A 14,335-nucleotide genomic window follows, 5' to 3' on the forward strand; every position below is an offset into this window, starting at 1 on the left:
AATCCCTCCGCTTCTTATAATGAAGAAGCGGAGGGAGAATGGGGGAAGGTTATTAGTTTTTGCCTACTTTGATAACAGCGCCTCCGCCAACAGTTCCACCAACTTTAACTGGTTTCACTACTTTATTCACGGTATTACCAGTGGTTTTAGTGACAGTAGTTACTGTTCCTTTGGCGGTACGGGCAGCACCTCTGCCTGGTCTGGCAGCAGATTTGGGTGCTTTGGCAGAGGCATCTACCTCTACATTAGCTGAGGCTTCCACTTTTTCAGGCTTGGCTTGGCGTTTAGCTGTAGCAACCTCTTTCACTACCTGTCCTTTTTCAGCTCCGGCTTCTACTGTTTCTTTAGCAGTTGTGCTTACAGTGCTGCCGTGGTTCTCAATCTCTTTTTTAGCTTTCTCCTTTTTGTCGTCTTTTTCCTGGCGGGCAGGTTTGTCTTTCTGCTCTTTCTCAGTTTTGTCTTTCTGGCCTTTCTTAGGTTTGTCTTGGAAGGCAGGTAATTCAACTTCAGGAGTTTCTGCCTGTGCATAGGCGGCTCCGGTTAAAGCTGCTTCTGTCACCAGGTTGGCCTGCTCATTGGCAGTTTCCTGAGCTACGCGTCCATTTGCTTTTACATTGGCAGATGCTTGTGCTTCAGTGTCTTCTACTGTGTTCACCAGTGCTTTGCCTTGGGCTTTAGCGGCATCTTTCTTTTGGCGAAGCGCTTCTTTCTGCTCTTTTTTCAGCTGTTTGGCTTGCTCTTTCTTTTCTTTGGCCAAAGCTTTGGTAGCTTCTTTGGTTTGGTTAGCTTCTTCTTTTTTCTCTCTGGCAACCTCGCGCACATATTCACCATTGCTTTCTGCATCTACATTGGCGGTGGTAGAAGATTGGGCCGTGGCACTAACCTTTTTGCCGTGTTGGCTGGCGGTGGCACCGTTGTTTGAGGTGGTGTTAGAAGTAACTGATGTTTGGGCGAAAGAAGTAGCGGCGGCGAAAAGTGCGGCGGCTACAAGGGTTAATTTTTTCATGTCAGTAATTGGTTATTGATTGATTACTGTGCCAAAACTATAATGTCAAGATGAAGAGAAGATGAAGAAACGATTTCAATGAAAATTTTTGCAAATTTTTTTCTGAGGTGGGTGGAAATCGTGCGTTTTCGGCCTTGTTTCCTGAAAACAGCTGGAAAACGTGATAAGGTTCCAATTGGTTGTGCCTCTTTAGGTGAGGGGAAAATGTGAAAGATGAAGAGAGGTTTTGGCTAGGGTTGATGGCGCAAGTGTCCGCTTGTGTGAGAACGCATTGCAAAAGAGTAGAGACTGCACCAGCTTTGTCCTCCGCCGTTGTAGTGTGTTCTCACCAACAACTAAAACTGCGGTTACCTAAACAAGAGTAGCTTCAAAGTTTTAATTTCAGATCAGCGTGCGGACACAAGCAGACGCTTGCGCCAGCGGTAGTCTTAGAAAAAGAACTGGCTGTTCCTCTTTTAGACGTCTTTTCAGAAAAACAGCCCTAAAACAGAAAAGCCGCTCATCAATTATAAGCGGCTTTTCTGTGGATGAATACTTATTTACAGCACCTTCACTTTTATGTATGATGGCTGCTGCGGTGAAAAATACACCCGGTGCGTAGCCTTTTGGAAGTCTTCGGGCTTGGCTTCGAAAATATTAGGCACATATTTCTGCGGGTTGCGGTCTACCAGCGGGAACCACGTGCTCTGTACCTGCACCATGATGCGGTGGCCTTTTTTAAATGTATGCAGCACGTCCTGAAGGGGCACATTCACGGCCGTCACCTGATTTGGTGTAAAGGGCTCTGGGGTTGAATAGTTGTTCCGGAACCTCCCTCTCAATACCTCACTTCGTACCATTTGCTGGTAGCCACCCATTTTCACTGAGGCCGGGTTGTGTGGGTTTTGGGCGGCGGTGTCTGGGTAAACATCAATTAGTTTCACTACCCAATCTGCATCAGAACCGGTAGTGGAAACCTGAAGCGCCGATAGCAGCGGACCCGCCAAGGTGATGTCCTCGGTGAGCACATCGGTTTGGTACACCAACACGTCAGGTCTTCGGCTGGCGAAGCGCTGGTCATCGGTCATGTACTCGCGGGTCATGCCTACGGTAATTTCCTCAGAAAACGGTACTGGCTTGGCTGGGTCACTGATGAACTCGTCAAAGGCCTGACCTCCAGCCGATGGTTTCTCGAAACTTAATTTCCCGTTGGCATTAAAGTAAAGCAGACGTTCCTGCGTAGCTTTTGGCGGCCAGGCGGCAAATTCACGCCACTGGTTGGCGCCGGTGTTATACATATAGGCTTCAGGAAGGTTAGGCGTTCCTTTGGCATTTTCTTTCAGGTAATGACGGAAAAACTTGGCCTCAATGTTTGGCCGGTAAAATTCAGAAGTCTTCTGGCTGAAGGAAACGTTGCCAAGGGTTTGGCCGCTTGAACGTGACCAGCCCCCGTGAAACCACGGTCCCATCACAACAGTGTTGTACGTCTTCGGGTTGTTCTTCTCAATGGTTTTGTAGGTTTCCAAGGCCCCGAAAAGGTTTTCAGCATCAAACCATCCGCCTACGGTCATTACCGCGGGCTTAATGTTGTTCAGGTGGGGCCTTATGTTCATGGCTTGCCAGAAAGAGTCATAGTTGGGGTGCTCGGTCATCTGGTTCCAGAACGCTACGTTGTTGTGTAGGTACAACTTATTGGCATTGCTCAGCGGACCCATGCGCAGGAAGAACTCATATCCGTCTGGCGTGCCGTGGTTGAAACGTGGAGCGCCGGTAGGGGAGGGCTGGGGGCGTGGCTGCCCAAAGCTGGCCAGAAAGTTAAACGCGTGCGGTAAAAAGAAAGCGCCATGGTGGTGGAAATCGTCCCAGAACCAATCGGTGACCGGAGCTTGGGGCGAGGAAGCTTTCAGAGCAGGATGATTGCTTAATAAGCCAACGGTGGTGTAGTAGCCCGGATAGGAGATGCCCCACTGCCCGACACGGCCGTTGTTGTTGGGCACATTTTTCACGAGCCATGCAATGGCATCATACGTATCAGTGCTTTCGTCAATGTCTTTTTTACCTTTCTTGGCTATTTGCGGGCGCATGTTCACAAATTCTCCTTCGCTCATGTACTTCCCGCGCACATCTTGGTAGGCAAAAATGTAGCCTTCGCGCATCATGTCTGAAGATGGTCCAAGGCTGGTTTTGTATTTCCCTTCGCCGTAAGGCCCTACCGAGTAAGGGGTGCGGCTAAGCATGATGGGGTATTTCTGGCTTTTATCTTTAGGCGCATACACCACCGTGAAGAGTTTCACCCCGTCGCGCATGGTAATCTGGTGCTCACTCTTAGTATAATTCTGCCTAATGTATGCTGAGTCAGACAATGTTTGGGCAGAGGCTGCAAGCGAAGGCCATAGAATAACCAGCAAGAGCCATTGCCAGAGGTTTGTTTTCATAAGTGTTAGTATGGTGAGATTGGAACGGGAAATTATAAAATTCCCGCCCAGAGGCCAAATCTACAGGTGAAGGAGAGAAGATCGCTGTTTTACCTTGCGCTGTATTGTTCAGTTGAAAGTAAAGGTAAAACAGAACTGGCGTTCTTTTTGGGAGCCAGGCCAAAAGGCGTGCGTAGCCAATTTACCGGCATGATCACATATTGAACAATTATAAAACATAGCAGAAATGTACCAGTGGAGATTATGCCGAATTTTGCTGAAATACTCCAATCCTCATTTCTGAGGTAAAAGCCCAGCATTACAATCACGGTTTGGTGCAAGATGTAAAACGGGTATACCATTTCATTAGCCCGCCTTAAGTACTTGCTTTTGATGTTGAGATGCTTCATGGCTAAACCAAGAATAGCTAAAAGCCATAACCAGCGATTAATTGATTTGAGAAGATAATACACCGCTTGTTGACCTTGCATCAACTCTTGATATTCTCTGCCTTTCATAAAAAAGGTTAGAGCAGTAAAAGTAAGGGCAGCCAGTCCCAAACTATAATAGCGTACCTGCCTTATCTTTTGCTGTAATGCAGGCATTTTCATCAGCAGAAATCCGAAGAGAAATACGCTGATGTACAGGAAGTGATTGGCCCAGTCATCCACCAAAGCATTGGTTGCCGGAAACTGGTGGTTAAGAAAAACTGCTCCCACTCCAAGCCACAGGGCGGGTGCCACTATAAGCATACAGGTTGTAAAGGCATTTTCCTTGATCTGCAAATGACGCAGATAGATCAACAAAGGCAGCAGCAGGAGACTGTAGCAGAAAATGTAGGTCAAGTACCAGAGGTGGTGCCAGCTAAAGTTTCCTTTAGGATAAGGTTCCATAGCAAAAATGGAGGGATAAAACTGAAAGTAGTTGCCCTGAAAGCCTTGGATTAGCCTTTCAATATAAATTTGTGGCGGCACTACTAAGAGCATTCCAATGAACAATGGCAACAGAATTCTTTTGAGGCGATCTTTGGCAAACGTACCGGCAGTGCGGTACCCCAGCGCATAATAAACACCAACCCCAGATACCAAAAAGATAAGTGACATACGCCATTGGCTCAGAAACTGCATGGGCAGCAGAATAGCGTCGCTGAGGAGATTATTCTTGAGGTGCCACTCCCAAGGCACGAAAAACATTCCTGTATGGTAGAAAATCAGCAGGCCAAACGCGAGTACCCGTAGCCAGTCAAATTCATAGCGTCTTGATTTTATTTGGTTTTCCATGGTCATTGTTTTTGTACAAAGGTGACCAGGAAAGGCACCCAATGAAGAATTTGCCTATAAGTACGGAGTGCTTCTTTATAAAGTAGTACTCAAAGGCTGCTCGTTTTTACGGTATTGACCTGGCGTTTGACCGGTGGTTTTCTTAAAAGCAGCAGTAAACGCAGATTTAGATAAATAGCCACTTAATTCGGCCACTTCTTCTACTTTAAGGTTGGGCTGTTGTATAAGAATAGCCTTAGCTTCTTCCACGCGTAGCTCAGCCAGATATTCAAAAAAGCTTTTGCCCAGGCACTCATTCAGAAGTTGGGAAAGATAGTGTGGGGAAGTATGCAGTTGTTTGGCCAGTGTTGGCAGTGATGCCGAAGGTTGGGTGTGAAATTTCTGTGTTTCAATTAGCTTTAATTTGGTAAGCAAAGCGTTTTTGGTTTCCTGCGTCATGCTGGACTTTTCATACTTCACCAGCGGCAAGGCTTTTTCTGGTACTGCAGGCTGAAAGAAAGCAGAGCCGCTCAGCAGCTTATAAGTGAAAAAGAAGAGCTGTGCTGATATGAAAACAGCCATGAAATGGTCTCCTAAATCTTCTTGGAACACGAGTTTGACCAATAAAAAGAGTGCCGTTATGGCAACATAGAAGTAGAGGAGGAGCTTTGCCCATGTCTCATAAGCAGAAAAAGCCTGCCTTTGCCGCCGCATGTACAAAACAGAAAGTGCTACATATAGTGCAATATGTGCCAATGTGAGCTCATTTACCCATTCTGTCAGGTAAAGTGGATCAGTATTGAAGGTGGTATGGTATTGGGTAATTTGTGAAGATTGAGGAAAGTAAGCATGCAGGTACGCCTGGTATTTTACAGTGTCTGGCTGCAGCAGAAATGGAATATGGTATACAAAGTAAAAGGCGAAAGGAGCCAGGTGCCACCACTGTCGCTTGCTCCAGGAACAACCTGAAAAACTTCTGAGAAGCAAATAAGTGAGGGGGCCTAAAGCAAAATTACAAGGTTCAGCAAAGTCTACCAGCGCCAAAGAGTGAAACATAAGGCCAGTGTAGCACAGAAAAATTTCTAACAAGGCACAAGACAGCACAAAAGACCAGGCAGAAAGTAGTACCTGCAGGTAAGGTTGCCGGTGCGGCTTTTTAGAAAGGAAAAAAAAGGACAAAAAGAAGCCTTGCACGGTACCAGCCAGCAGGAGCGCCGCGTACAAATCAAAGCGTATAAACTCGTTTGCCATGGCTAAAAGTAATAAATGTACCCATGGCATTCAACTGCTAAGATCACAGGCAATAATCATGAAGAAAGTTATGAAGAAAAGTATTAGGTCAATGTTTCAAAGCAATTTAGAGCTTTTACTCTGGTACCTAAAAGATGTGAACTAATGTGAATGGGCGGAGTATATTTTTTTATGGAATCAGGACATACCCAACCCGGTGACCAGGTGGGGGGAGTGTAAGAGTGCCGTAGTTAATCTTTGTGTTCTTCGTCTAGGTCGCCCCAGCTAAAATATAAACCGCCTGTGGATTAGCCTAGTAATTGGAAACCGGCTAAAATGCCAATATACAGGTGCCAACGGCGAATTTGGTAGTGAAAGGTAGGCGCATTAAAAATTAAATAATGCACATACACAAAGCAGAAATTTCCTGAACTGCCAGATATGACGGATTTTGTTGAACAAAAAAAAGCCCGCTTACAAGCGGGCTTTTTTCAGTAGGTGGGAATGTCTTATTTACAGGAGTAGGTTATGTTAGATACAGAAGCGCTACCACTTTTAGTAGTTTCAGTGGCTTTGGTAGGCAAGCCAGAAGCATTGTACACGTAGGCTACAGAGTAAGAAAGGGTTTCGTCTTCCTCTCCATCGGCATATTTATGAGAGGCAGTTTTAACGTTGTTAGGGGTACTGTAACCGGTAAGTAGTATTTCTGCCTTGGCACCAGGGTTAGGTGCGTTATCATAGGTGTAGTCAACTGTATAGCTTAAGGTAGCTTCTTCTTCTGTCTCTCCTTCATAGACGCTCTTTTTGGTGATGTTACCCTTGGCATCATAGGTGAAGGTGGTGTATTGGCTGAAGATTTCCATAGGTTCTTCTTCACCATCTAGGTTGAAGTAAGAGTATTCAACAGCTTTGCCTATTTTGTTCTGGGCATTATACTCAAAGGTCGTTTCAAGTTTTAAACTCATTACTGCTATTTCAGTGGTGAGCTTAGTTAGCCTATTTTGGGTATCATAGTCATACGTAAAGCTACCAAAAGTAAAACTTCCGCTTTTAAGGTCAGCGCTGGTGGGCAAGTTGTTGGTGTACTGAACAAACACATCGCCTTCCATTTCACCACCAGACAAGCTAGCTTTTGTGATTCTGCCTTGGGCATCATAGGTTAAGGTTGATTCTTCGGTTTCGCCGTCGGTGGTATTAACTATTTTGGTTGGGAGGCAGTTAGCCGCATCTGGGGTTGGGTCTTGGTCGTCATCAGAGCACGACGCTAACAAAAGAAGGCCCATCAGGTACGGAAGTAATTTGTAAGATTTCATTTAATTTTTGAATTTAAAAGGTTTAAGATTTCTGTTATCATTGACACAGAGAAAGCTTTTTACCCCCATTACGTTTTTAATAATTTTTCAAAAGATTTGTAGAACGCTGACAATCAAATGATTTAAAGACTGAATTCTTTTGTGTGTACATTATAGCTTTAATACTAGGTTTCTGTTTTTGACCTCTTTTATAAAAAAGTAGTTTTAAAATAAACTAAGCCAGATGGAGAAGCTTGGTTGGTTTTATTCCTACACTGGCGCATGGAAGCGTATGGCTTTCAGCGTAATATTCTATAAAAGAAGGTGCTTCCTATTTGGAACAATCAGCAGGTGCTTCAAATAGTATTACTTTAGGCTACTTCCTTATTTATTCAAGTGCATATTTGAATTATAGGTCATTCCTGCGCATTTTGCTTTGTATTTTCATTTTATAACTTCTTCACCTTGAAAAATATTTTCTTCACTCTGTTGCTGCTCCTTTGCTTTGCAATGAGCCGAGCCACTTGGGCACAGCAGCAACCGGTTCAGACGCCCTCTCAATTCTTAGGCTATCAGTTAGGTGACCAGTTTACTTATCATGCTCGTTTAGTGGATTATGTGCAGTATCTGGCGGCCCAGAATCCTGCTAAAATGAAGCTACAGACTTACGGGCACACCTATGAGGGCAGACCATTATTGTTAGCCACCATTTCTTCCCCTGAGAATTTACAACGCCTGGAGGAAATCAGATCCAATAACTTAAAGAATGCCGGGCTATTGAGCGGCCAGACCACGGGCGGGAAACAGCCTGCCATCGTGTGGCTGAGCTATAACATTCACGGGAATGAATCGGTGAGTTCTGAGGCAGTGCTACAGGTGCTGTATGACCTGTTAGACCCCACCAATGCCCAAACTCAGAAATGGCTGGAGAATACGGTGGTATTGATTGACCCCTGTGTGAATCCGGATGGCCGTGAGCGCTATACCCAGTGGTACAACCGCGTACGTAACCGGCAACCAAACGCCTCACCGTGGGCATGGGAGCACCATGAACCTTGGCCAGGCGGACGTCCTAACCATTATTATTTTGACCTGAACCGCGATTGGGCTTGGCAGACGCAGATTGAATCTAAACAGCGCGCGGTGGTGTACAACCAGTGGCTCCCTCAGTTGCACGCCGATTTCCATGAGCAGGCTGTTGACAACCCCTATTACTTCGCACCTTCGGCTAAGCCGTACCATGATGCCATCACGCCATGGCAGCGCGAGGCTCAGAATTTCATTGGCGAATACAACCGCAAATACTTTGACAAAAACAATTGGCTCTACTTCACCCGTGAGAGCTTTGACCTTTTTTACCCCAGCTACGGCGACACCTGGCCTACTTATCAAGGCGCCATTGCCATGACATACGAGCAGGGAGGCTCGGGACGGGCCGGTATAGTCATTGAGAAAGCCGACGGGGACAGCCTGACTTTAAGCCAGCGCATAGCCCACCACCATGCCGCCAGTTTGGCTACCGTAGAAGCCATGGCAGACAAGCATGAGCAAGTGGTAAGAGAGTTCAAAAAGTTCTACTCTGATGCGCAAACCAAACCATTTGGAACCTACCGTAGCTATGTATTTAATGTGCAGGGCGATGAGGGCAAAATAAACGACCTGACTAACTATTTAGACCGTCAGCAGATTAAGTATGGCTACGCCAACAGCGGTGGCAGCGCCAAAGGCTTTAACTACCAGACCGGCAAAACTGAAAGTGTGCGGTACAACCGCGGAGATTTGGTCATTAGCTCTTACCAACCCAAGTCTACGCTGCTCAATGTACTTTTTGAGCCAAACGCTCGACTGGAAGACTCAGTAACGTATGACATTACCGCATGGTCTTTGCCATATGCCTATGATTTGCGGGGCGCTGCTTTTACCTCACGAGTGGCAATGACTGAAAAAGCAGCAGCCCCTACTAAAGAAGTAGGTTCTTCTGCGGTAAAAAGTTATTCAGTTGCTTCTTCTGCAGCAACGAATACCTATGCTTATATCGCCAAATGGAATGGAGTGCAAGATCTTCGGTTTATGGCGGCTTTGCTAAAAGCCAAGGTACGGGTGCGTTATTCAGAGGTGCCGTTTGAACAAGTTAAGCAGAAGTTTTCTCCGGGCACGCTCATCATTACCCGCACGGGCAACGAAAGCCTGGGAGCCAAGTTTGACGAAATAGTTACCCGTGCCGCAGATTCTTTAGGAATTGAGTTGACAACCTCTTCCACCGGTTTCGTGACCACCGGCTCTGATTTCGGTTCAAGAAACGTACGGTATGTGAAAGCGCCCAAAGTAGCCGTTTTGACGGGCGAGGGTGTTTCTCCGTACGGGTTTGGCGAAATTTGGCATTACTTTGAGCAGCAGATTGGCTATCCGGTTACGGTGTTGGGCTCTGATTATTTCTCCAGAGTGCCTTTGGCTGAGTTTGATGTATTGATTTTGCCAACCGGTTCTTATGGTAGTATTTTAAATGAAAAGACTCTGAGCAAAGTAAAAGACTGGGTTAGGGCTGGAGGTCGTTTAGTTGCGTTAGAAAATGCGGTTACTTTTCTTTCAGATAAGCCAGACTTTGCCGTTAAAAAGAAATTAGTAGACAGCACCAGCACTAAGAAATCAAGCCCTGCTACTGCCGCTGACCTAAAACGCTATGCTGACCGTGAACGCACTTCTATTTCAGAAGAAGTACAAGGCAGTGTGTTCAGAGTAACATTAGACAACAGCCACCCTTTGGCCTTCGGTTACGGAAATACCTACGCCGCCCTTATTAGGACCAGCACGTTGCCGCAGTTCCTGAAAGATGGCTGGAATGTGGGTGTCGTGAAGAACGAAGGACCAGCCACCGGGTTTGTGGGAGCCAAAGTAGGGGACAAACTACAAAATGGTTTGGTGCTGGGCGTTCAGGAAATGGGCCTCGGACAAGTGGTTTATCTGGTTGATAACCCGCTGTTCAGAGGTTTCTGGCAAGGCGGAAAGCTATTGTTCGGTAATGCCGTATTTATGGTAGGACAGTAAGTTGAATGAATGATTGAAGGGCTGAATGAGTGGATGAGTGATTTTTTTGCTCATCCACTTTGTTTTTAGGCGATCACTATCTTGCCCAGCTTGGTTCTGTATACCTATAGGTTATCTAAGGTAGTGGCGCTTACTGTGAAATCAAATCCTCACCTAGGAGGAGCGGTTTTTTTATATGCTGAACTAATTGAAGTGGAACGGAGTGAAATTACTGGCTTAGCTTCCGCAAGTCAGTAAAACGTACTTCCTCTATAACATTGCTGTGAGATAAAACAGCTATCTAAAAAGAGAAGCTGAAGTGGCGTTTTCAAGCAGTTTTACTAAAAATATGTCTAAAACATACAACGTACACTTCAGTACTGATTACAGAACGCGAAGCACAAAGATCCTATACTAGGGTGCGGCGCTGGGCTTGTGATATCTTATGAGGTGCTTTTTCAGTAATATGCAGAAGCAAACGAAAATTACGCTATGGTGAAGTTTAAACAAATAACAGCTGCCCTACTTTTTTCTGCCATGGGTCTTTACAGCTGCATTAATTCCAACGGATCTAAAACTGCCCCCGTTGTGGCAGACGAGGAGGTGCTTTCTGAGGAAGAGGCAGCCATTGCTAAAAACAACTACATTAACTACTGCGGTGGGTGTCATGGGCGGGAGCTGCAGACTTTCATTAACCGCAACTGGCAGCACGGGAGCTCCAGAGAAAACTTATTTGAAGGCATCAAACACGGATATCCTAACCAGGGCATGCCGGCTTTCGCCAGCACCCTTTCTGATAAGGAAATAATTCAGCTGGTAACGTATATTCGCCAGGGCATTAAAAACCAAGAGAACAATGGCGCAGGCCAAGAGCAAAACAGTGGCAAAGTTTACCAGTCAGATGAGCTAAGCTTTAGGCTAGACACTGTAGTGACAGGCCTAAATATTGTTTGGGGAATGGCTTTCTTGCCTAACGGAGACATGCTGCTGACCGAGAAAAGTGGAAAACTGTACCGCTTCACCCAAAACAAGCAACTACAGCAAATAGAAGGCGCACCCGAAGTGCTGGACCAAGGACAGGGCGGAATGTTAGATGTAGAGTTACATCCAGCATTTGCACAAAACAATGTGATTTACTTGTCTTATTCAGCAGTGAAAAGAGATGGAGGAACAACTCTTTCTACCACGGCCGTTATGCGGGCGCGGCTGGAGGGAAATGCGCTGAAAGATCAAAAAGTAATCTTCGAAGGGCAGCCGTGGGAACGTACCCGACACCACTACGGCAGCCGCTTAGAATTTGGCCCAGATGGATTTCTTTACGTGACCATGGGTGATAGAGGAGGCACCAAAACGAATCCACAGAACTTGGGCGTGTCAGCTGGTAAGGTTCACCGTATCAAAGAAGACGGAAGCATTCCGGCAGACAATCCGTTTGTAAATCAGAGAGATGCCTTACCATCTATTTTTACCTATGGCAACCGCAATCCGCAGGGAATGGCCCTGAACCCTGACACGAAAGAAATCTGGATAAACGAACACGGGCCTAAAGGGGGCGACGAAATCAATATTATCCAGAAAGGGCATAATTACGGGTGGGCTATTGTGACCCATGGCATAGACTACAATGGTTCTATCATTTCTGATCTAAAGCAGAAAGAAGGCGTAACCGATCCTGTAAAAATCTGGACACCGTCCATAGCTCCCTCCGGAACGGCGTTTGTGACAGGTAACCGCTACAAGGGCTGGCAAGGAGACGCGTTGGTGGGCTCCTTAAGCTTCAGGTTTCTGAGCCGGGTAAAAGTAGACGGAAACAAAGTGACAGGGGAGGAAAGGCTGTTGCAAGACATAGGCCGTGTCCGTGACGTCAAAATGAGCCCTGATGGCTATATCTACATCTCCGTAGAAAAAGTAGGCGTGCTGCGGCTGGTACCAGTTAATTAATGAGTAATGATCAATGAGTAATGATTAATAACAAATACTTTAATCATTGTTCATTACTCATTGGTCATTAAAAAGAGTCCGTCTTCTCTGGCTTCTAGGGGGTAGCGTTGGAGGGGCTTAGTTCTACCTTGGCATTCTTCACCGGTGGCTAAATGGAAACGGTAGCTGTGCCAGGGGCAAACAATTTCGTTCAGGTAATTGGTGGTGCCGCGGCTCAGGGAATCACCTAAATGCGGACAGGCATTTTTTACGGCAAAGAGACCGGCGCTGGTGTGCGCAATACATATTTCCTGCCCGTTTACAACTAGGGCTGTTGCCTTGGTAAGAGGAATCTGCTGCTTGGCTGCCGCTTCACTTTCAAAAATCTTGATCCACCCCATAGTTTGGTCTGTTTTAGCTTCAATTTCTGAAAAACAGCGCTAAAACGGAAACTCTTATAAATGAAAAAGCCCGGAATCTTCCGGGCCCCTTACACCAAACTAACAAACAAAATTTTTATTAAACCTAAATTCTATGAAGAGCCGGTTTACCAGGCCAGCTAATCTGTCTTCAGGGAACAATCGCTCGAAGAGGGATTCGGGCGGCTGCTGTCCTGATTGCGATACAAAGATGCAGGCCTTTCTTCCGGAAGCCAACAACAATAAGATTAAGCAGGCCTTTTTCTGACTGAACTGAGAAAAAGCCGGAGTGAACCGGTACACCAAGTACCTTAACTTTACTTTTACGCGACCGAATCGGGTTATGATGTACTGGTGCTCGTCTCTTCAGACATAAACTCTTTTGGTATGCATTGTTCTACAGTAGGTACAGAGCAATGCCTACCAATTCAAAAAGTAAGTAAGGTTCAAAGCGGTTGAGGGAAGTACAGAAAAGACTGAAAATGAAAAAGCCCGGAATCTTCCGGGCCCCTTACACCAAACTAACAAACAAAACTTTTATTAAACCTTAATGAAGTGCTGGGTTACCAAGCCAGCATTTCTGCTTTTACAGCAATCGCTCAAAGAGTGATTCAGGCGGCTGCCGTTGTAATTGCGATACAAAGATGCAGGCATTCTTTTCTAGGCTCAACCTGATTAAGACTAAGCAGGCCTTTTTCTGACTGAAGTGAGATTTTGAGGGAGTGAAGCGGATTGTAAATACCTGTGTTGCCTTATTTATGGCTGAAGTAGGTAAGGACGATCATCAGCTCAACAGGCAAAAAAATAGCTTAAAAGTAATCAGATGCCAGAGCGCAAGCGGATAGCTAAGATTACTTTTAAGCTTAAGTAGAGTGTGAATGTTTCTGTTTTTACGGGGGTAAAACCCTAAGGTTTAAGCTTCTCCGAAAAAAAATCAAAAAATTAGTTTTTGGCAACTGAGGGCTCTAAAACTACAATTTTGAATGTTTTGTCACCGGTGTTCCAGTTTTTGAAATGGGTAAGGTCCATCCAAAGTCTGTCGCCGGTTTTCACACTCACTTCTTTCACGCTACCGTCCGGAGTTACCATTTTCAAGGTTCCGTCAGAGGCGGCGTAGGCTTCTTGCTCTGGGTTAGAGTGGTAATCCAAGAATTCACCTGGGGCTAACTCTAAAGACAGAATACGCACATTTTCAGTTTTCACAACCTGATGAAATACTTTGGTAGTGCGGGTGGTTGGTCCGTTTGCTGCACCGTTAGAAGCAAAAGAGGGGGCCACGTTCAACATGAAACAGATGGCAACTAAAGCGGAGGTAAAACGAGTTTTCATAGTAATGTATAGTATGTTTTAATTTTTGATTTTAGAAGCCTGACTCACACCGTTGGAGTAGCGCTTTTGATTATATAGATGCAAATGTCGGGAAAACGTTGCTTTCCAAATAGTTAAAAAAAAGTTAACGGCCTTAATTGAGGATGAAGCCGTACAAAGTGATGATGAGACGGACTTTTTTAAGGATGAAGAGGACACTGTTTTTCTGCTGTTTTTCAGAAAACAGGCCCAAACCACAAAAAGGCAGAGCGAAAGAGGTGATTCTTTGAAAATGAGAAACTTACTCAGGCAAGGGTGGAAGTATAGGCATGTTGGGCAAAGACGGTCGTAGGGACAGGTCGTGACCTATTCGTTATGGTTGCCAACGGTAATAAAATAAATCGTAGATCGGCTAGCGGAACCATTCCTTTTCATCCCATGGAAGGAGTTTGTCTTTTGCGAGAAATAGGATGCACAGAGGCTA

The 14,335-nt window shown here is 45.6% G+C and carries 9 protein-coding genes; 2 read left to right on the forward strand and 7 right to left on the reverse strand.

From position 1 onward, the window contains the following. Positions 1 to 52: 52 nt before the first annotated feature. From A8O23_RS18970 to A8O23_RS18990, 5 genes are all read right to left on the reverse strand, one after another. Positions 53 to 1,006: a hypothetical protein gene (locus tag A8O23_RS18970; RefSeq protein ID WP_066624961.1), complete on the reverse strand. Its 954-nt coding sequence runs from the start codon at positions 1,004 to 1,006 to the stop codon at positions 53 to 55. Positions 1,007 to 1,545: 539 nt separating this feature from the next. Then, positions 1,546 to 3,420 (reverse strand): CocE/NonD family hydrolase, encoded by a 1,875-nt coding sequence (locus A8O23_RS18975; protein WP_066624962.1) that lies wholly within the window; start codon positions 3,418 to 3,420, stop codon positions 1,546 to 1,548. An 89-nt stretch (positions 3,421 to 3,509) separates the two neighbouring features. Then, positions 3,510 to 4,679: an acyltransferase family protein gene (locus A8O23_RS18980; RefSeq protein ID WP_066625072.1), complete on the reverse strand. Its 1,170-nt coding sequence runs from the start codon at positions 4,677 to 4,679 to the stop codon at positions 3,510 to 3,512. A 75-nt stretch (positions 4,680 to 4,754) separates the two neighbouring features. Continuing rightward, the gene (locus tag A8O23_RS18985) at positions 4,755 to 5,909 is read right to left on the reverse strand and encodes an AraC family transcriptional regulator (RefSeq protein WP_066624963.1); all 1,155 of its coding nucleotides are present in this window, start codon (positions 5,907 to 5,909) and stop codon (positions 4,755 to 4,757) included. A 488-nt stretch (positions 5,910 to 6,397) separates the two neighbouring features. After that, a complete protein-coding gene (locus tag A8O23_RS18990) occupies positions 6,398 to 7,201 on the reverse strand; it encodes a hypothetical protein (RefSeq protein ID WP_066624964.1) in 804 nt (267 codons plus the stop codon). Positions 7,202 to 7,645: 444 nt separating this feature from the next. Between A8O23_RS18990 and A8O23_RS18995 the strand changes: the two genes are divergently transcribed. Together A8O23_RS18995 and A8O23_RS19000 are read left to right on the forward strand one after the other, a co-directional pair. After that, positions 7,646 to 10,225 (forward strand): M14 family metallopeptidase, encoded by a 2,580-nt coding sequence (locus A8O23_RS18995; RefSeq protein WP_074988439.1) that lies wholly within the window; start codon positions 7,646 to 7,648, stop codon positions 10,223 to 10,225. 471 nt (positions 10,226 to 10,696) lie between these two features. After that, complete coding sequence (locus A8O23_RS19000; protein ID WP_074988440.1) at positions 10,697 to 12,145, forward strand: PQQ-dependent sugar dehydrogenase; 1,449 nt, start codon at positions 10,697 to 10,699, stop codon at positions 12,143 to 12,145. A 53-nt stretch (positions 12,146 to 12,198) separates the two neighbouring features. Here A8O23_RS19000 and A8O23_RS19005 read toward each other — a convergent pair whose 3' ends face one another. Beyond that, positions 12,199 to 12,525 (reverse strand): Rieske (2Fe-2S) protein, encoded by a 327-nt coding sequence (locus A8O23_RS19005; RefSeq protein ID WP_066624972.1) that lies wholly within the window; start codon positions 12,523 to 12,525, stop codon positions 12,199 to 12,201. 960 nt (positions 12,526 to 13,485) lie between these two features. Next, positions 13,486 to 13,872: a hypothetical protein gene (locus tag A8O23_RS19010; RefSeq protein ID WP_153042289.1), complete on the reverse strand. Its 387-nt coding sequence runs from the start codon at positions 13,870 to 13,872 to the stop codon at positions 13,486 to 13,488. Positions 13,873 to 14,335 lie beyond the last annotated feature (463 nt).

It is taken from the genome of Rufibacter roseus, from assembly GCF_001647285.1.
GTDB lineage: Bacteria > Bacteroidota > Bacteroidia > Cytophagales > Hymenobacteraceae > Nibribacter > Nibribacter roseus.

What these genes read in the sequence shown, in the direction of transcription:
- A8O23_RS18970 (WP_066624961.1), bottom strand. Translation starts at nt 1,006, where the DNA reads ATGAAAAAATTAACCCTTGTAGCCGCCGCACTTTTCGCCGCCGCTACT.
- A8O23_RS18975 (WP_066624962.1), bottom strand. Translation starts at nt 3,420, where the DNA reads ATGAAAACAAACCTCTGGCAATGGCTCTTGCTGGTTATTCTATGGCCT.
- A8O23_RS18980 (WP_066625072.1), bottom strand. Translation starts at nt 4,679, where the DNA reads ATGGAAAACCAAATAAAATCAAGACGCTATGAATTTGACTGGCTACGG.
- A8O23_RS18985 (WP_066624963.1), bottom strand. Translation starts at nt 5,909, where the DNA reads ATGGCAAACGAGTTTATACGCTTTGATTTGTACGCGGCGCTCCTGCTG.
- A8O23_RS18990 (WP_066624964.1), bottom strand. Translation starts at nt 7,201, where the DNA reads ATGAAATCTTACAAATTACTTCCGTACCTGATGGGCCTTCTTTTGTTA.
- A8O23_RS19000 (WP_074988440.1), top strand. Translation starts at nt 10,697, where the DNA reads ATGGTGAAGTTTAAACAAATAACAGCTGCCCTACTTTTTTCTGCCATG.
- A8O23_RS19005 (WP_066624972.1), bottom strand. Translation starts at nt 12,525, where the DNA reads ATGGGGTGGATCAAGATTTTTGAAAGTGAAGCGGCAGCCAAGCAGCAG.
- A8O23_RS19010 (WP_153042289.1), bottom strand. Translation starts at nt 13,872, where the DNA reads ATGAAAACTCGTTTTACCTCCGCTTTAGTTGCCATCTGTTTCATGTTG.